16 protein-coding genes and 2 riboswitches are annotated in these 17820 nt (G+C 73.7%); of the genes, 7 read left to right on the forward strand and 9 right to left on the reverse strand.

Features of this window, described 5'->3' with window-relative positions:
- The first annotated feature begins 9 nt into the window (after positions 1–9).
- Complete coding sequence (locus AC3RKB_RS14495) at positions 10–444, forward strand: MarR family winged helix-turn-helix transcriptional regulator (RefSeq protein WP_491436967.1); 435 nt, start codon at positions 10–12, stop codon at positions 442–444.
- Between the two features lie 42 nt (positions 445–486).
- On the opposite strand, the gene AC3RKB_RS14500 is transcribed toward AC3RKB_RS14495, so the two are convergent.
- Positions 487–1251: a hypothetical protein gene (locus AC3RKB_RS14500; RefSeq protein ID WP_491436968.1), complete on the reverse strand. Its 765-nt coding sequence runs from the start codon at positions 1249–1251 to the stop codon at positions 487–489.
- A gap of 217 nt (positions 1252–1468) precedes the next feature.
- Here AC3RKB_RS14500 and AC3RKB_RS14505 point away from each other — a divergent pair, with 217 nt between their 5' ends.
- Both AC3RKB_RS14505 and AC3RKB_RS14510 read left to right on the forward strand, forming a co-directional pair.
- Positions 1469–1813 carry a DUF7882 family protein gene (locus AC3RKB_RS14505; RefSeq protein WP_491436969.1) on the forward strand — a complete coding sequence of 115 codons (345 nt, stop codon included), beginning with the start codon at positions 1469–1471 and terminating at the stop codon, positions 1811–1813.
- 44 nt (positions 1814–1857) lie between these two features.
- Positions 1858–2757, forward strand: coding sequence for an Fpg/Nei family DNA glycosylase (locus AC3RKB_RS14510; RefSeq protein ID WP_491436970.1), 900 nt, complete (start codon positions 1858–1860; stop codon positions 2755–2757).
- A 6-nt stretch (positions 2758–2763) separates the two neighbouring features.
- On the opposite strand, the gene AC3RKB_RS14515 is transcribed toward AC3RKB_RS14510, so the two are convergent.
- Together AC3RKB_RS14515 and AC3RKB_RS14520 are read right to left on the reverse strand one after the other, a co-directional pair.
- Positions 2764–3378, reverse strand: coding sequence for a hypothetical protein (locus tag AC3RKB_RS14515; RefSeq protein ID WP_491436971.1), 615 nt, complete (start codon positions 3376–3378; stop codon positions 2764–2766).
- A gap of 108 nt (positions 3379–3486) precedes the next feature.
- The gene (locus AC3RKB_RS14520; RefSeq protein ID WP_491436972.1) at positions 3487–4119 is read right to left on the reverse strand and encodes a phosphoribosyltransferase; all 633 of its coding nucleotides are present in this window, start codon (positions 4117–4119) and stop codon (positions 3487–3489) included.
- A gap of 244 nt (positions 4120–4363) precedes the next feature.
- On the opposite strand from AC3RKB_RS14520, the gene AC3RKB_RS14525 reads away from it, so the two are divergent.
- Entirely contained in the window at positions 4364–6022 is a 1659-nt protein-coding gene (locus tag AC3RKB_RS14525; RefSeq protein ID WP_491436973.1) for a substrate-binding domain-containing protein, read from the forward strand.
- Between the two features lie 78 nt (positions 6023–6100).
- Here AC3RKB_RS14525 and AC3RKB_RS14530 read toward each other — a convergent pair whose 3' ends face one another.
- From AC3RKB_RS14530 to AC3RKB_RS14555, 6 genes are all read right to left on the reverse strand, one after another.
- Positions 6101–7639 carry an MDR family MFS transporter gene (locus AC3RKB_RS14530; RefSeq protein ID WP_491436974.1) on the reverse strand — a complete coding sequence of 513 codons (1539 nt, stop codon included), beginning with the start codon at positions 7637–7639 and terminating at the stop codon, positions 6101–6103.
- Positions 7640–7862: 223 nt separating this feature from the next.
- Positions 7863–9005: a cysteine desulfurase family protein gene (locus tag AC3RKB_RS14535; protein WP_491436975.1), complete on the reverse strand. Its 1143-nt coding sequence runs from the start codon at positions 9003–9005 to the stop codon at positions 7863–7865.
- Entirely contained in the window at positions 9002–9895 is an 894-nt protein-coding gene (gene nadC / locus AC3RKB_RS14540; RefSeq protein WP_491436976.1) for a carboxylating nicotinate-nucleotide diphosphorylase, read from the reverse strand. The genes AC3RKB_RS14535 and nadC overlap by 4 nt, the downstream gene beginning before the upstream one ends.
- Positions 9895–11487 carry an L-aspartate oxidase gene (gene nadB, locus AC3RKB_RS14545; RefSeq protein ID WP_491436977.1) on the reverse strand — a complete coding sequence of 531 codons (1593 nt, stop codon included), beginning with the start codon at positions 11485–11487 and terminating at the stop codon, positions 9895–9897. Before nadB ends, nadC begins: the two co-directional genes overlap by 1 nt.
- 1 nt (position 11488) lies before the next feature.
- Positions 11489–12904, reverse strand: a complete 1416-nt coding sequence (gene nadA, locus AC3RKB_RS14550; protein WP_491436978.1) for a quinolinate synthase NadA — start codon at positions 12902–12904, stop codon at positions 11489–11491.
- Entirely contained in the window at positions 12901–13653 is a 753-nt protein-coding gene (locus AC3RKB_RS14555; protein ID WP_491436979.1) for an NUDIX hydrolase, read from the reverse strand. Before AC3RKB_RS14555 ends, nadA begins: the two co-directional genes overlap by 4 nt.
- Positions 13654–13850: 197 nt before the next feature.
- Between AC3RKB_RS14555 and AC3RKB_RS14560 the strand changes: the two genes are divergently transcribed.
- The 3 genes from AC3RKB_RS14560 (at position 13851) to gcvT (ending at position 17801) form a co-directional block, all read left to right on the forward strand.
- Entirely contained in the window at positions 13851–14339 is a 489-nt protein-coding gene (locus AC3RKB_RS14560; protein WP_491436980.1) for a DUF6220 domain-containing protein, read from the forward strand.
- Between the two features lie 63 nt (positions 14340–14402).
- Positions 14403–16316: a multicopper oxidase family protein gene (locus AC3RKB_RS14565; protein WP_491436981.1), complete on the forward strand. Its 1914-nt coding sequence runs from the start codon at positions 14403–14405 to the stop codon at positions 16314–16316.
- Between the two features lie 47 nt (positions 16317–16363).
- A riboswitch (glycine riboswitch) is annotated at positions 16364–16467 on the forward strand.
- Position 16468: 1 nt separating this feature from the next.
- Positions 16469–16576: riboswitch (glycine riboswitch) on the forward strand.
- A gap of 46 nt (positions 16577–16622) precedes the next feature.
- A complete protein-coding gene (gene gcvT / locus AC3RKB_RS14570) occupies positions 16623–17801 on the forward strand; it encodes a glycine cleavage system aminomethyltransferase GcvT (RefSeq protein WP_491436982.1) in 1179 nt (392 codons plus the stop codon).
- The last annotated feature ends 19 nt before the right edge of the window (positions 17802–17820 follow it).

Consider the following 17820-nt stretch of genomic DNA (forward strand, 5'->3'; position numbering starts at 1 on the left):
TCTTGGAGCATGACCGATCCGCTCGAACTCGACCGGCAGCTCTGCTTCGCCCTCGCCGCCACCAGCCGCGAGGTCGTGCGGCTGTACCGTCCGTCGCTCGACCCGCTCGGCCTCACGCATCCGCAGTACCTCGTGCTGCTCGCACTCTGGGAGCACAGCCCCCTGCGTCTCCGCGAGATCGCGGCGCGGCTCTACCTCGAACCGGCGACCGTGAGCCCGCTGATCGGACGCCTCGAGGCGGCCGGGTTCGTCACGCGCTCGCGAAGCGCGAGCGACGAGCGAGCGGTCGACATCGCGCTCACCGACGAGGGCGTCGCGCTGCGCGAGCGTGCGCTCGCGGTGCCGGGCGAGGTCGTCGCGCGGCTCGGCTACTCGGTCGAGCGGCTCGAGCGCCTGCGCGACGAGCTCACCTCGCTGCTCGACGCCGCCCATCGCGTGAACTGACGCCGCCCGGATGGGGCGCGGGCGTGATCGGCCCCAGCCGGGTCAGGACGACGTGCAGCGGACGTTCTCCACCCAGCCGTAGTCGTACGAGTCGTTGCCGAACACGACAGGCGTCGCCTCGCCGGCGACGACATCCGCCTCGCTCACGCTGCGGGTCTCCTCGGGACGGGGCGCATCGATGTCGTTGGCGAACCCGAGTTCGATCTCGAGCGCGGCGCAGTCCGCCTCGGTGAACAGCGCCGACTCCCAGCAGCCCTCGACGTACTCGAGCCCGCAGAGGTCGCCGTACCGGCCGTCGGAGTAGAACTCGATCGCGGCCGGGAAGGTGAAGAACGTCTCGCTCGCCTCGAGGCGCTCGACGTCCGGGTCGGACGACTCGGCCGTCGCGTCGTCACCGGGCAGGCCCTCCTCGACGGCGGGCGGCGCGGCCAGCTGCTCGCCGAACTGCCGGGCCAACTGGAACGCGACCACGCCCGCCACGACGAGGACGGCGACGAGCGCCAGTCCGCCCGCAACGATCCCGATGATCGCCCCGCGCGAGAGCCCGCGGCGCGCGACCGGGGCGGACGCGCCATCCGTCGTCCCCGGCGTCGGCGCAGTCGTCGTCGTCGCCGCCTCGAGCAGCGACGCGCGCGCCTCCGCCAGCGTTCCCGCCCAGTCCTGGGCCGCCTGCTTGGCCTCGCCCTCGGGGTAGCGCGACGGATGGCGCTCCCAAGCCTCGTGCGCGTAGGCCCGCTCGATCAGCTCGGGAGTGAGCGGGAGGGCCGGGTCGAGGCGGAGCACGCTCCGGGCGAAGTTCAGTTCCACAGCGCGATCATAGGGCGGTGCACGGTCCGCTGCTCCATGTCAAGTCCCTCCCCGGAATCCGGAGGCGCGCCTAGAACTGTCAGCGCGGGTCCCCGAAGCCCGCGACAGGCCGTCGGCCGCCGCGCGAGTTCGACCGCGGATCCCGGTTCGTCCGGGATGGCCGACGGCCTGGCCCGTGCCGCCCCGGCACTCCCCCCGCGCCTGGAAGGACCCTGCCATGGGAACACTCGACCTCGGCCGACTCGCCTGCATCGACCTGCCCGACGACGTGCTCGCCCACGTGCAGGCGGTCATCATCGCCAAGCTGCGCGTGCACGAACCGATCCTCGTCGGCTGGACCGGCCCGGACGGCGGCCACGACGAGGTGCTCGTGAACCCGACGATGCCGATCGTGATCCGCTACGACCTCGACGAGGACCGCCGCCTCGACCGCCGCTGGATGAACCGGCTGATGATGGCCGCGAACTCCGTGCAGGGGCTGCAGATCCGACTCGAGCTCGTCGAGGCGCTGCGGGCGATCGACGACGAGGCGATGGATGGCGCGTCGGCCGGCGGGAGCTGAGAAATCCGGGTGCGGATGTCGGCGGCGGATGGCACGATGAGCCCGTGCCCGAGATGCCCGAGGTCGAGGCGCTCGCCGGGTTCCTTCGCGAGCGCGCGCTCGGCCGCGCCGTCACCTCGGCGCGCGTGGCCGCGATCGCTGCGCTGAAGACGTTCGATCCGCCGCTGCACGCGATCGAGGGGAGGCCGATCAGCGCGGTCCGGCGCTTCGGCAAGTTCCTCGACCTCGAGTTCGGCGCAGCCGAGGCCGCGCGCACCGCGCCGGCCGACGATCCGCCGGTGCACCTGGCGTTCCACCTCGCGCGAGCGGGCTGGCTGCGCTGGTACGACGAGGTGCCCGCCACCGTGCTGCGCCCCGGCAAGTCTCCGATCGCGCTCCGCGTTCGACTCGACGACGGCGCCGGCTTCGACCTCACCGAGGCCGGCACGAAGAAGTCGCTCGCGGTGTACGTCGTCCGCGACCCGGCCGACGTACCGGGCATCGCGCGGCTCGGGCCCGACCCGATGACCGAAACGTTCACCGAGCAGGACTTCGCCGGCATCCTCGCCGGCCGTCGCACCCAGCTGAAGGGCCTGCTGCGCGACCAGTCCGTGCTCGCCGGGATCGGGAACGCCTACTCCGACGAGATCCTGCACGCCGCTCGCATGTCGCCGTACAAGCTCGCCGCCACGCTCGACCCCGACGAGGTGTCGCGTCTTTACGCCGCGATGCGCGACACGCTCCGCGACGCGCTCGACGAGGCGTCCGGCAAGCCCGCCGCCGAGCTGAAGGATGCCAAGCGGCGTCGGCTGCGCGTGCACGGTCGCACCGGGCAGGCGTGCCCGGTCTGCGGCGACACGATCCGCCAGGTCGAGTTCCACGACTCGACCTTCCAGTACTGCCCCACGTGCCAGACGGGCGGGAAGCCGCTCGCCGACCGGGTGCGATCCCGACTGCTGAAGTAGGCGACCTCAGACGCCGCGCGAGTGCCGCGGCGCGTCGCCGTGCTGGGTGTCGACCGCGTTGCCGTGCTCGTCGACCGGGCCGCGGACCGGCGTGGCGACCGGCTCGTCGGGCGCAGCGGGGTGGGTGAGCGGGTTGCCGTGCTCGTCGGTCGCCGGGTGCGCCGCGGCCTCGGATCGAGGCGCCTCCGTCGTCCGTGGCACCGCAGCCTCGGACTCGCGCCCCCCGTCGACGGGGGTACGCGCGTCGGCCGGCGCGTTCGCGTCGGGATCGACCGCTGCCGCGCGCCGTGCCTGCTCGGCCTGCTCGGCGCGCAGGCGCTCGGCGTCGGTGCGGTGCTCGCGGCCGGCGCTCTCGAGCCGCTCGGCCTCGAGCTGGGCCGCTGCGGCGTCGGCCTGGGCCTGGCGGGCCGCGGCATCGGCCTGCATCGCCTTCACCTCGCGCTCGCGTGCCGCGGCATCGGTCGCCGCCGCCTTCTCGCGGAGCTCCTCGGCGTCCCGACGCTGCGACTCGAGCTGCGCCTCACGACGTCGGCCGGAGGTCGCGACCCAGGCGATGACGGCGACCAGCGCGATCAGCGCGATCACGCCGACGATGATCCAGATGATGGTGCTCGTGTCCACGGTGGTCCGCCCTTTCCGCGCGCCGCAGGGGATCGGAGCGCGATCACCGACACTCAACCCCAGTGGCAGGCCCGCCGGTACGGGGTTGCGCGGGTGGCGCGCCTGTGCTTAGGCGCTGTGCGCCGCATCGAGGATGCGGGTCACTTCGGCGTCCTCGGTCTGGCGGAAGTCGACGTAGTGCATGCCGACCGCCATGAAGTTCCGCGGCTCGCTCACCGCGACGATCTCGTCGGCCTCGGGAATCGTCGCGAGGGCGTCCGGGGCGCCGACCGGTACGGCCAGCACGATGCGGGAGGCGCCCCGCGCCCGCGCCACGCGACAGGCCACGCGCGCCGTCGCACCCGTGGCCACCCCGTCGTCGACGATGATGACGGTCCGTCCGGCCAGCGGCAGCGGCGGGCGCCCGCCGCGGAACCGCCGGACGCGCGCCTCGAGTTCCGCGCGTTCGCGCCGCTCGACCGCGGCGAACTCCGACTGCGAGACTCGGCCGAGCCCGACGACGTCGTCGTTCACGACCTCGGCGCCCTCCTCGCCGATCGCGCCCATCGCGACCTCGGGCTGATGCGGCAGGCCCAGCTTGCGCACCACGAGCACGTCGAGCGGGGCGCCGAGCGCGCGGGCGACCTCGTCGGCGACCGGAACGCCGCCCCGGGGCAGGCCGAGCACGACCGGTGACGCGCGGTCGCCGAGCAGCTCGGCGAGCCGTCGACCGGCCTCGCGCCGGTTCGCGAAGCGGCTCACCGGAGCGTCCGTTCGAATCGACGTCGACCGGACGGTGCGAGAACGCCGGGCACCCGGATCGGGTCCATGAGCCGACCCTAACCCGCCCGCGACCAGCCGGAAAGCATCATGGACACGGGGTGCGCCAGTTCGCCGAACGCTCATCTTCTGCGTACACTGTCAGCACCCTTCCCCCTGAACGGGGGATCCCGTTCAGATTGGGATCGGCACCGCCCCGACGTTGCCGGCCGCCTTGGAGTAACCCGTGGGACGTCACAGCGTCGCGGCTCGAGCGAAGTTGCCGAGCCGCAGGTTCATCCTGTCCATCGCCGCTGGAGTCGCCGTGATCGGCCTGGTCGCCTCCGGCGTGTACCTCTGGGTCGGCGGACACCTCAACCCGATCTTCGCCTCGGCCGACGAGCCGGCGTGCGAGACCGTCGAGCCGATCGTGGTCATCGCCGACCCGTCGATCGCCAACGCCGTGATCGAGCTGGCCGACGACTTCGCCGCGAGCCCCAAGCACTGCGTCGAACTCGACGTCCGCGCGCAGGACTCGGCCGATACGACCGCGGCGCTCGCCGCGGGCACGCTCGAGGCCGACGCGTGGATCCCGGACTCGTCCGTGTGGATCGAGCGCACCGAGACGACCGCCACCTCGCTCGGCCTCGGCGAGCCCGAGCTCACCGTCGGCGGGTCGATCGCGACGTCGCCCGTCGTGTTCGCCGCGCCCGCGGGCGACGCCCAGGAACTCGCGAAGGAGCCGGTGAGCTGGGCGCGCGTGCTCGCCGGCCAGATCCCGGCCCTCCTGCCCGACCCCGAGGCCTCCGCGGCGAGCCTCGCGAGCCTGTTCGCGCTCCGCGGGCAGTCCTCGCCGGACGACCCCCGCCAGTTCGCGGGGGCCATGATCGCGCTCGGCAAGTCGATCCCGGCCTCCGCCGACGCGGCGATGGCCACGCTCACCTCGACGACGCAGCCGACCGTCGTGCTCACGAGCGAGTCGCGCGTCGTCGAGCACAACCGCGACACCTCCGCGGAGCCGCTCGTGGCCGCCTATCCCTCCGAGGGCACGGTCGCGCTCGACTACCCGTTCGTGCGCCTGGGCGACGTCCCCGCCGAGGGGCTCGACGCGTTCGAGGCCGCGCTGGAGAAGGCGACCGACCACTTCGCCGAGGCGGGCTTCCGCGCGCCCGACGGCACCGGAGAGCTCGACGCACCCGGCGTCGCCGGGACCGCGCCGCGCGCGCAGACCGAACTCGACCACGCCGCGCAGATCGAGATCCTCCGCTCGTGGGCCGTGCTCACCCTGCGCTCGCGCATGCTCGCCGTGATCGACGTGTCGGGGTCGATGGAGGAGCCCGCCGAGAACGGCCTCCGCCGCATCGACATCTTCCAGCAGGCGGCGGTCGGCGCGATGTCGAAGTTCTCGGGCGAGGTCGAGCTCGGCGTCTGGATCTTCTCGACGGCGCGCAACGGCGCCCTCGACTACGAGGACCTCGCGCCCATCGCACCGCTCGCCGATTCGGGTCACAACCAGGCCATCCAGCAGATCATCGGCTCGCTGCCGGGACGGCTGGGGGGCGCGACGGGGCTGTACGACACGACGCTCGACGCGGTCAAGCGCGTGCGCGAGAACTACGACCCCGACAAGGTCAACTCGGTGCTCGTCATCACCGACGGCCGGAACGAGGACGAGAACGGCCTCAACCTCGACCAGCTGCTCGGCGAGCTGAAGAAGATCGACGACCCGGCGAAGCCGGTCGCCGTCATCATGATCGGCTTCGGGCCCGACACCGACCTCGGCGCGATGCAGCAGATCGCCGCCGCGACCAAGGGCGCCGCGTACTCGGCGTCCAAGCCCGAAGACCTGGGCACCGTGCTCGTCGACGCCCTCTCGCAGCGCACCTGCCGCCCGAACTGCGGCTGAGCGGCAGCCCCCGCCCCGACCGCTGAACGGTCGAGGGCCGGCCGACGCCGCAGCGTCGGCCGGCCCTCGAGGCGGTGCTCAGTGCGCCGGCGACCCCTCGGCCGCGCCCTGCGTCATGTCGGCGGGCCGACGCACGAGCGTCGCGCCGACGACCGCGAACAGCGACAGGATCGCGCCGACCAGGAACGCGTTGCGGACGCCGGCGGCCTGCGCGGCGATCTCGGCCGCCCCAGCGGTTTGCGCGGACGCCGCGGTCGCCGTCATCACGGTGATGAACAGCGCGGTCCCGGCGGCGCCGGCGACCTGCTGCAGCGTGCCCACCGTCGCCGAGGCGTGCGAGTACAGGTGCGGCTCGACGGAGCCGAGCGCGCTCGTGAACAGCGGCGTGAACATGAAGGCGAGCGCCGTCGACAGCGCCACGTGCGCGATGAGGATCATCCACGGCGGCGTCGACTCGGTCACGAGCGTCAGCGACCACAGCACCGCGCTCACGACGATGCTGCCCGGGACGAGCAGCGGCGTGGGGCCGAATCGGTCGTACAGCCGCCCGACGGTCGGTCCGAGCAGGCCCATCACGAGACCGCCGGGCAGCACGAGCAGTCCGGTGGCGAGCGGCTCGAGGCCCGCGACATCCTGAAGGTAGATCGGCAGCAGGATGATGGTGCCGAACAGCGCCGCCATCATCACGGCCATCATCGCGATCGAGACGGTGAAGTTGCGGGTGCGGAAGGTTCGCAGGTCGAGCAGCGCGCGGTCGTGTTGCTGGAGCAGCAGCTGGCGGACGATGAACGCCGTGATGCCGAGCGCGCCGGCGGCCAGGGCGATCCACATGGCCGTCGCGTCGCCCACGGCGCGGCCGCTGACCACGCCGCCGACGAGGCTCAGCCCGTAGACCAGGCCGCCGAAGCCGATCGCGGAGAGCACGACCGACACGGCGTCGATCGGGAACACGCGGGTCTCGCCGATGTTCTCGACACGTCGCAGGCCGATGAGGAGCATCACCACCGCGAACGGCAGCACGAACCAGAACATGTACCGCCAGCCGAAGTAGCTCAGGATGAGCCCGGAGAGCGCCGGGCCGATGGCGGGGGCGACCGACATCACGATCGACACGCGACCCATGAAGCGACCGCGGTCGGACGGCGCGACGAGCGTCATGAGCGAGGTCATGAGCAGCGGCATCATGATCGCCGTGCCCGTCGCCTGCACGATGCGCGCACCGAGGAGCACCTCGAAGCCGGGAGCGAGCGCGGCCAGGAGCGTGCCCGCCGAGAAGAGGGTCATCGCGGCGCCGAAGATCGGCCGGGTCGGGAAGCGCTGGAGGAGGAAGCCCGTGATCGGGATCACGACGGCCATGGTCAGCATGAACGCCGTGGTGAGCCACTGCGCCGCCGAGAGCGTGATGTCGAGGTCGACGACGAGGTGCGGGATCGCGACGCTCATGATCGTCTCGTTGAGGAACACGACGAACGTGGCGGCGAGCAGGAGCCAGATCACGCGGGTGTTGCGCGCGCCGTGCGCGGGCCGCGTGGCGACCACCTGCGCATCGAACGCGGTGTCGTCGGTCTCGTCGGGGATTCGGATGGAGTCGGTGCCTGGTGCGGTGCGTTCGGTCACGTGCGCGTCCTTGCTCGTTCGTTCGTCGTCTTCGTCTGCGTCGTCTTCGTCGTGTCGGTCTCGTGGCGGGATCGCGTCGGTCTGCCGACGGATGAGCGGTCGTCGATGCGGCGGCACGATCGGCGACGAGTACCGGAACCGGACGCGCGTGCGCGCTATTCCCGTTCCGGCCGACGTATGCCCATGCATCGACTTCGGGCGAGCCCTCGGCCACGCCCCCGCGTCAGGGGACGATACCGCGCACCGCCGACACGGCCTGCGCGAGCGCGGCCGCCGCGGTCTCGACGTCGGCCGCGACGGTGCCGGAGCCGAACGAGAACCGCACCGCCGTCTGCGCGAGCTCGGGCGGGAACCCCATCGCGGTGAGCACGTGCGACGGCTCGTCGCTGCCGGCGGCGCACGCCGATCCGCTCGACACGACGACGTCGCGGCGTTCGAGCTCGAGCAGCACGGCCTCACCGCTCGTGCCGGGGAACACGTACGACACCGTGCCCGGCAGCCGGTCGACGGGGTGCCCGGTCGGCACGGCTTCGGGAACGGCGGCCGAGACGAGCTCGCGGAACCGTGCCGTGAGCGCGGCGACGTGCGCCGCGGCATCCGCCCGCTCGGCCTCGGCGAGCCGCAGCGCCGTCGCGAACGCCACCGCGCCGGCCACGTTCTCGGTGCCCGACCGCCGGCCGCGCTCCTGCCCGCCGCCGTGCAGCACGGGCTCGATCGGCAGCCGCCCCCGCACGACGAGTGCGCCGGTTCCCTTCGGCGCGCCGACCTTGTGGCCCGCGAGCGACATCGCGTCGACGCCGAGCGCGTCGATCGACAGCGGCAGCCACCCGGCGGCCTGCACGGCGTCGGTGTGCATGAGCGCCCCTGCGGCATGGGCGACGCGCGCGAGGTCGGCGATCGGGTTCACGGTGCCCACCTCGTTGTTCGCGAGCTGCACCGAGACCAGCGTCGTGTCGGAGCGGAGGGCACGGGCGAGCGCATCGGCCGTGACCATGCCCGTGGCATCCACCGCGACCCGGTCGACCTCGAATCCGTGCAGGCGGCCGAGCGCATCGGCGGCCTCGAGCACGGCCTCGTGCTCCACGGGGGAGACGACGACGTGCCGGCCGCGCGGGTTCGCGAGTGCGAGCCCCTTCACCGCGAGGTTGTCGGCCTCGGTGCCGCCCGAGGTGAACACCACGTCGCCCGGGCGGGCGCCGACCACCGCGGCGACCTCCTCGCGCGCCCACGCCAGGGCGCGCGCCGCCTCCTCGCCGATGCCGTGACGGCTCGACGGGTTGCCGAACGCGCCCGTCAGGTACGGCCACATCGCCTCGAGCGCCTCGCGGCGCACGGGCGTGGTGGCGGCGTGATCGGCGAAGATCACCGGGACCCCAGCGACGCGGTGGCGGTCGTGCCATCCGGCGGCTCGATCACGACGTCGAGCCCGAGGTCGAGCGCCCGTGCCGAGTGCGTGAGCGCGCCGACCGAGATGACGTCGACGCCGGTCGCCGCGATCGCGCCGACCGTGTCGAGGTTCACGCCGCCCGACGCCTCGACGATCGCGCGGCCCCCGATGAGCTCGACGCCGGCGCGCAGCGCGTCGACCGTGAAGTTGTCGAGCATGATCGTGTCGGCGCCGCCGGCGAGCACCGGCGCGATCTGGTCGACGCGGTCGACCTCGACCTCGAGGTGGGCGGTGTGGGGCATCCGTTCGCGCGCCTCGCGCAGCGCCGTGGCGAGGTCGGCGCCGCCCGCCGTGAGCACCGCGAGGTGGTTGTCCTTGGCCATGATCGCGTCGGAGAGCGAGCGCCGGTGGTTGCGGCCGCCGCCGTCTCGCACCGCCTGCCGTTCGAGGCTGCGCAGGCCGGGCGTGGTCTTGCGCGTGTCGACGATGCGCGCACGGGTGCCCGCGACCGCGTCGACGTACCGGGCCGTGAGCGTCGCGACGCCCGACATCCGCTGCACCAGGTTGAGCGCGACGCGCTCGGCGCGCAGGATGCCGCGGGCCGGGCCCTGCACGCGCGCGAGCACGTCGCCCGCGGCGAAGGGGTCGCCGTCGGCGGCGAGCACCTCGACCGCGATCGCCGGATCGACGAGTCGGAACGCCGCCTCGACGACGCGCGCGCCGCTGAACACGCCCGGCTCGCGCGCGACGAGCTCGGCCGTCGCGGTCGCCGCCTCGGGGATGAGCGTCTCGCCCGTCAGGTCGCCCCACGGCGCGTCCTCGTCGAGCGCCATGAGCACGATGCGCTCGATCTCGCGGGGTTCGGTCATCAGGCGGCCTCTCGTTCGCGGACGGCGGCGGGCGCGGGGGTCGCGTCGCGCCGCGTGTGCGCGCCGACGCTCTCGGTGCGAGCTCGCGCGGCCGCCACGGTGAGCTTCGCGAGCTCGAGCAGGTTGCGGTCCTCTGCGCTGCGCCGGTCGACGGGCTCGGGCGCACGCCATCCGGTGAGGCGAGCGGATGCCGCGGCGAGCCCGGCCTCGTCGCGCTCGAGCCCCACGTGGTCCCACATCAGCTGCTGCAGCGCGGCCCGCTCGACGAGCCGGCGCCCACTCTCGTCCGGTTCTGCGGATGTCCGATCCGACACCCCGTCGAACCCGGTGCGGACAGCGGCGCGCCGGACCGTATCTCCGCCGTTCTGTACCGGCCGAGGAGCGGACGCGGGGGCGGACGCGGGGGCGGGGGCGGATGTCGCGCGCGCGACGTCGCGCGCAGCGCGCTCGGCGAACACCGCGCCCTCGAGCAGCGAGTTCGACGCCAGGCGGTTCGCGCCGTGCACGCCCGTGCGGGCGACCTCGCCGACGGCCCAGAGGCCCGGCAGGCTCGTGCGGCCGGCGAGGTCGGTCACGACGCCGCCCATGGCGTAGTGCGCGGCGGGCACGACGGGCACTGGTTCGCGCGCCCAGTCGAAGCCCGCGGCGCGGCACGCGGCATCGATGCCGGGGAAGCGGGCCGCGAGCCGCTCGGCGCCGAGGTGCGTCGCGTCGATCACGACCGGGACGCCGTCCTGCTCGGCCATCCGCCGCCACACCGCGCGCGCGACGACGTCGCGCGGCGCGAGCTCGGCCCGCGGGTCGACGTCGAGCAGGAACCGGCGGCCCGAGGCGTCGCGCAGCACGGCGCCCTCGCCGCGCACGGCCTCCGAGATCAGCGGCGTGCCCGGCACGGCGAGCGCGGTCGGATGGAACTGCACGAACTCGAGGTCGGCGACCTCGGCGCCCGCCCGTGCCGCCGCGGCCACGCCGTCGCCGGTCGAGACGTCGGGGTTGGTCGTATGCCGGTAGAGGCATCCCGCGCCGCCGGTGGCGAGCACGACCGCGTCGGCGCGCAGCTCGCGCGCGTCGCCGTCGGCCCGGTCGCCCGGGACGACGCGGATCCCGACGACGCGCCCGCCCTCGACGACCAGGTCGACGAGCGCGGTGTGCTCGAGCGCGCGCACGCCGCGCCGACCGATCGTCTCGACGAGCGCAGCCTGGATCGCCGCGCCCGTGCGGTCACCGCCCGCGTGCAGGATGCGCGCCCGCGAGTGCGCCGCCTCGAGTCCGCGCGCGATCCCGGACTCGTCGCGGTCGAACGCGACGCCGAAGCGGATCAGGTCGCGGATTCGTGCGGGCCCGTCGTCGGTGAGCACGCGCACCGCGGCGGGCTCGCTCAGCCCGGCACCGGCGGCGATCGTGTCGGCGGCGTGGCGCGCGGGCGCGTCGCCCGCGAAGATCGCCGCGGCGATGCCGCCCTGCGCCCACGGCGTCGCGCCCTCCCCGAGCGCGGCCTTCGTCACCACGGTGACCTCGCAGCCGGCCTCGGCGGCCCGGATCGCCGTCCACAGCCCGGCGATGCCGGAGCCGACGACGAGCACGCGGATCATGTCAGGCTCCGAAGCGCGCGCTCGCGACATCCGCCGCGCCGCTCGCCGCCGCGATCGTCGACCCCGAAGGCACGGGCACCGAGGCCGGCGGCTTCGCCGCGAGCATGCGCTCGAGCGCCACGCGTGCCGGCTCGGCGACGTCGTCGGCGACCTCGATGCGGTTCACCACGCGGCCGGCGACGAGCTCCTCGAGCACCCACGCGAGGTAGCCCGGGTGGATGCGGTACATCGTCGAGCACGGGCACACGACCGGGTCGAGGCAGAAGATGGTGTGCTCGGGGTGCTCGGCGGCGAGACGCTGCACGAGGTTGATCTCGGTGCCGATCGCGAACGTCGAGCCGGCGGGCGCGGCCTGGATTGCCTTGACGATGAAGTCGGTCGAGCCCGCGGCATCCGCGGCATCGACGACCGGCATCGGGCACTCGGGGTGCACGATGACCTGCACGCCCGGGTACTCGGCCCGCGCCCGCTCGATCTGGTCGACCGTGAAGCGCTTGTGCACCGAGCAGAAGCCGTGCCAGAGGATGACGCGCGCGTCGGCCAGCTCGGACGCGGTGCTGCCGCCGAGCGGCTTGCGCGGATTCCACATCGGCATCGCCTCGAGCGGCACGCCCATGGCCTTCGCGGTGTTGCGGCCGAGGTGCTGGTCGGGGAAGAACAGCACGCGCTGCCCGCGCTCGAACGCCCACTCGAGCACGGTCGTCGCGTTCGAGGACGTGCAGACGATGCCGCCGTTGCGGCCGACGAAGCCCTTGAGGGCGGCCGACGAGTTCATGTAGGTGACGGGGATCACCGGCACGCGGCCGGACGCGTCGACCGCGGTCAGGTCGCCGTAGACCTCCTCGAGCTGCTCCCAGCACTCCTCGACGCTCGAGGTGTCGGCCATGTCGGCCATCGAGCAGCCGGCGGCGAGGTTGGGCAGGATCACGGCCTGGTCGGGGCGCGAGAGCATGTCGGCCGTCTCGGCCATGAAGTGCACGCCGCAGAACACGATCGCCTCGGCGTCGGGCCGGGTCTTCGCCGCGTTCGCGAGCTGGAACGAATCGCCCGTGAAGTCGGCGTGCTGCACGACCTCGTTGCGCTGGTAGAAGTGGCCGAGCACGACCACTCGGTCGCCGAGCGTCGCCTTCGCGGCGCGGATGCGCTCGTCGAGCTCGGCGTCGGACGCCCGGCGGTACTCCTCGGGCAGCGCGCCCTGACGCGGCGAGCCCGTCGGGATCACGTCGCCCATCGACGAGCCCGGGCCGTACCCGATCGGCCCGCGGTCGAACTCCCAGGGACCCTTCGCGAGTTCGGGGGTGCAGGTCGAGCCCGCCGCCGATCCGGTCGTGATGAGCCGGATGGTGCGGTCGACGGATGCCGCGACGCGCATGGCGTCGGTCGCGGCGGGCGTGGTGGCGGGCAGGGTGGTGCTCATTCCGGGGTGTCCTTGCTGTCGGTGCCGGGTCGAGGTTCCGTGGTGGCGGGCACCGCAGGCGCCGGTGAGGGCGGCGCCGCGGGGGAGTGGGCGGGATCGAAGCGGTACAGGGCCGGCGGGCGGTGCCGCGTGCCGGAGAGGCGCTCGCCGGTGTCGACGAGGACGCCTGCGGCCTCCATCGTGCGGCGGAAGTTCGCCGGGTCGAGCCGGCGGCGGAGCACCGCCTCGTGCACGCCCCGCAACTCGGCCATCGTGAACCTCGCGGGCAGCAGGGCGTGGGCGATGCGCGAGTACTCGAGCTTGGTTCGCAGCCGCGTGAGCGCGTAGTCGATGATCGCGGCGTGGTCGAAGGCGAGCTCGGGCAGGTCGTCCTCGTCGAACCAGCGCACGTTCTCGTCGGAGACGGCGCGCTCGACCTCGTCGGAGTGCACGAGCGCCCAGTACACGACCGAGACGATGCGCTCGCCGGGGGAGCGGTCGGGTTCGCCGAACGTGTAGAGCTGCTCGAGGTAGCGCGGGGCGAGGCCCGTGGTCTCGCCGAGGGTGCGCGCCGCGGCGCCGGCGAGCGACTCGTCGACGGGGAGCCAGCCGCCCGGAAGCGCCCAGCGGCCGAGGCCGGGTTCGCGCAGGCGCCGGACGAGCGGGATGCGCAGGCTCGGACGCACGGCGCCGTCGCCGTCGGCCTCGGGCGAGATGGCGAAGATGACCGTGGAGACGGCCAGTCGCGCCTGCGCGTCGTGCTGCGGCATCCGTTCGCCCCTCTCGTCGCCCTGAGAGTCATCTCGACTCTAAGTCACTGCAGCACAGCTTACAGTCACCATGACACGAACGCGAATTCCGTGACGTCACAGAGCACGAGTCCAGTGCTGCCCCGGATGTCGCGGCGACGCGCCATCGGGACCATCGATCGGAGCCGATCCTCCGAATCACAGAAAGCGAGCCCGCCATGCGCAAGCTCTTCCTGGTCGTCACGATCCTGTTCACCGCCTCGGTGATCCTGCAGCTCTACTTCGCCGCCGTCGGCGTGTTCTCGAACCCCGAGGACGAGCTGTTCGCCTGGCATGGCACCAACGGCCGCATCGTGCTGCCGATCCTCGCGCTGCTGCTCATCGTCACCGCGGCGCTCGCCCGCGCCGGCAAGCGCACGATCTGGCTGAGCGTCCTGCCGCTCGTGCTGATCCTCTTCCAGACCGTGCTCTTCATCCTGACCGGCGTGATCTTCGGCCTCGACGAGTCGAGCCACGCCGACCCGCCCCTCGCCGCGACCCTGTTCCTCTCGCTCCACGCCGTGAACGGTGCGGCGATCCTGCTGCTCGGCGTGCTGCTGGTCGTGCGCGCCCGCCGGCTCGACCGCGAGGGCGGCGCACCGGCTCGGGCGGCCGAGGCGGCCTCACCCGGCGCCGACGACGTCACCGCCGGCGTGCCGAGCGCCTGAGCCGCCGCACCCGGCGGCACGACTGCATCCGAACCGACACCCACGGCACTCGAGGAGGGCCCGATGAGTACTGCGGCCCTCCTCTTGCTGCAGTCGGCGGCGGCGCTCGCCGGGGCCGGGCTGTGGCTCGCGGCCGCGTTCACCGCCGGGTCGGAGCCCGCCCGCCGCGAACGGCGGACCGTCGTGGCGCTCGCCGCGGGCGGTGCGCTCGCGATCGTCGTCGCCGCGATCCTGACGGCGGTGCTCGCGGGCCGCGGCTGGTGGTTCGCCGGCGAGAAGGTCGTCGTCGGCCTGCCGTTCCAGGTCGTGGGCCTCGCGGCCGGGATCCTCGGTCTCGCGTGGTGGCTTCGCGGCATCCGGAGCCCCGTGGCCCGCACGGCGATGCTCGGCGGCGGGTACGCGATGGCCGCCGCGGCCGTGGCCACCTGGCTGGTCGGCTTTCCGCCGCAGCCGGTCGCGACGCTCGTGCTCGCCGTCGCGGTGCTGCTCGCGACCGGCCTCACGTGGGTGCTCCTGGCCCGCCGCGGCCGACGGGCCGTCGCCGGCTTCGCCGGCCTGCTCGCCCTGCTCCTCGTCGCCGGCCTCGGATGGTCGTGGCTCTCCGACACGGCGGCGCCCCGCATCGAGGCGACCGGCGCGCACGCCCACGGCGGCGGCGATCCGGGCGGCACGGGAGCCTCGGTGTCGGTCGCCGACCTGCGCACCCCGGATGACGCGCCCGGCGAGGCCCGCTCGATCGAGCTGACCGCCGCGCGCCACGACGTGACGCTCGCCTCGGGCGAGACGGTCGAGGCCTGGGGCTTCGGCGGCGACGCCGTCACCGGTCCCGAGCTCCGCGTGACGCAGGGCGAGCTCGTCGAGGTCTCGCTCGCGAACCGCGACATCGTCGACGGCGTGACCCTCCACTGGCACGGCGTCGACGTGCCGAACGGCGAGGACGGCGTGGCCGGCGTCACGCAGGACGCCGTCGCACCCGGCGAACGGTTCACGTACCGGTTCGTCGCCGACGACCCGGGCACGTACTGGTACCACACCCACCAGGCGGCCTCGGAGGGCGTGCGCCGCGGGCTCTACGGCATGCTCGTGGTCGAGCCGGCCGCCGGTATCGACGAGACGGTCGACCTCGCACTGCCCGTGCACCGCATCGGCGGCGAGGTCGTGGTGGGCCCAACCGACGGGCCGCAGGAGTTCGAGGCGGCCGAGGGCGAGCAGGTGCGGCTTCGCGTCGCGAACACCGAGCAGACGCCGATCCGGGTCACGGTCGCCGGGGCGCCGTTCCGCATCGCCGCGGTCGACGGGCGCGACGTTGCCGGCGGCGAGCCCGTCGAGCGCCGCTCCGTGCGGCTCGGCGCCGGGGCCCGCGCCGACCTCGTGTTCACCGTGCCGGCCGGCGGGGTGCGCTTCGAGACCGACCTGTCCGCGGCATCCGTCGTCGTCATCGCCCCGCCGGGCGCTGGGGCGCCCGGCCTGCCGCGCGAGGTGATCGACGTGCCCGAACTCGACCTCCTCGCCTACGGCGACGCGGCGGCACCCGACCTCGGCGCGTTCACCGCCGAGGGCGAGCTCGTGCTCGACCGCATGCCGCGCTTCGTCGGCGGCGCGCCGTCGTACGCCTACACCGTGAACGGCGAGGTGTTCCCGCACATCGCGCCCATCGAGGTCGACGAGGGCGACGTCGTGAAGATCACGGTCGCCAACCGCGGCTTCGACGTGCATCCCATGCACGTGCACGGGCACCACGTGCTCGTGCTCTCGCGCGACGGCGCGCCCGCCACCGGGGCGCCGCTCTGGCTCGACACGGTCGACGTGCGCCCGGGCGAGGTGTGGGAGCTCGCGCTCGTCGCCGACAACCCCGGCATCTGGATGGACCACTGCCACGACCTGTCCCACGCCGCCGCGGGCATGATGATGACGCTCGCGTACCGCGGCGTCGCGACCCCGTTCGAGCACGACGCCCACGGGAACCGCCCCGAATGAGCGCCCGCGTCGGCTAGGATCGGCCCTACAACCGCACACCGGGCCATCGACGCATCGCGGGAGAGCCGGCAGTCCCCTCACCGGGGCGCGCCGGCACCGAAGGAGCAAGCCTCCCCGCCAATCTCTCAGGTCGCATCACCGCGATGACGAGGCCGACTCTGGAAAGCGGATGGCGCGCACGCGCCATCCCGCCGAAGGTGAAAGCACAGCTCCCCACGGGCGCGATGCGAAGCTCTCAGGCCCATGACAGAGGGGGAGTTCTCGAGCGGCGCACCGCCGCGCCATCCGCGCGATCCTGGAGAACTCGTGACCGACGCAACCGGCACCACCAACCCCGACGCCACCGAGCGACGCAGTCCCCTCGACGAGGTCCACCGTTCCGCGGGCGCCTCCTTCACCGACTTCGCCGGCTGGCAGATGCCGGTCCGCTACTCCAGCGACCTCGCCGAGCACCACGCCGTGCGGCAGCATGCCGGACTCTTCGACCTCTCGCACATGGGCGAGATCGTGGTCGTCGGGCCCGAGGCATCCGACGCCCTCGACTACGCGCTCGCCGGCAAGCTGTCGGCCATCGCCGAGGGGCAGGCGAAGTACTCGCTGCTGCTCGCGCGCGACGGCGGCGTCATCGACGACCTCGTCGTCTACCGCACCGGCGCCGACCGCTACATGGTCGTCGCGAACGCCTCGAACCGCGAGGTCGTCGCGGAGGAGCTGCGCAGCCGCACCGCGCCCTTCGAGACCGAGGTGTTCGACGAGTCCGACGACATCGCGCTGATCGCGCTGCAGGGCCCCGACGCGCTCGAGGTGCTCCAGCAGACCGAGGGCTTCGGCATCGACGGACCCGGCAACGACGGCGAGGACTTCGCGGCGGCGGTCGCCGCGCTGAAGTACTACCGCGCCGTGCCGGCGACCTGGGACGGCGAGCCCGTGCTCGTCGCGCGCACCGGCTACACCGGCGAGGACGGCTTCGAGCTCTACCTCGCGCCCGACCGCGCGCGGCGCCTCTGGGATGCGCTCCGCGAGACCGGCGGGCCGCGCGTCGTGCCGTGCGGACTCGCGAGCCGCGACACGCTGCGCCTCGAGGCGGGCATGCCGCTCTACGGCCACGAGCTGGGCCGCGACATCCTGCCGGTCCAGGCCGGCCTCGGCCGCGTCGTCGCGCTCGCCAAGGAGGGCGACTTCGTCGGACGCGCCGCGATCGAGGAGGGTCCCGCCGAGGGCGCGCGCGTGCTCGTCGGGCTCACCGGCGAGGGCCGTCGCGCGCCGCGCGCCGGCTACGCGGTGTTCGACGGCGACGGCGACGACGCCCGGGAGGTCGGCGAGATCACCTCCGGTGCGCTCTCGCCCACGCTCGGCCACCCCGTGGCGATGGCGTTCGTCGCGCCCGAGCTGGCCGAACCCGGTACCCCGCTGTTCGTCGACGTCCGGGGCACCTGCGTCGCGGCATCCGTCACCGCACTGCCGTTCTACAAGCGCGGCGCCTGACCGCCGGCCGGCACCGACC

This window comes from Agromyces capsici (assembly GCF_058349965.1).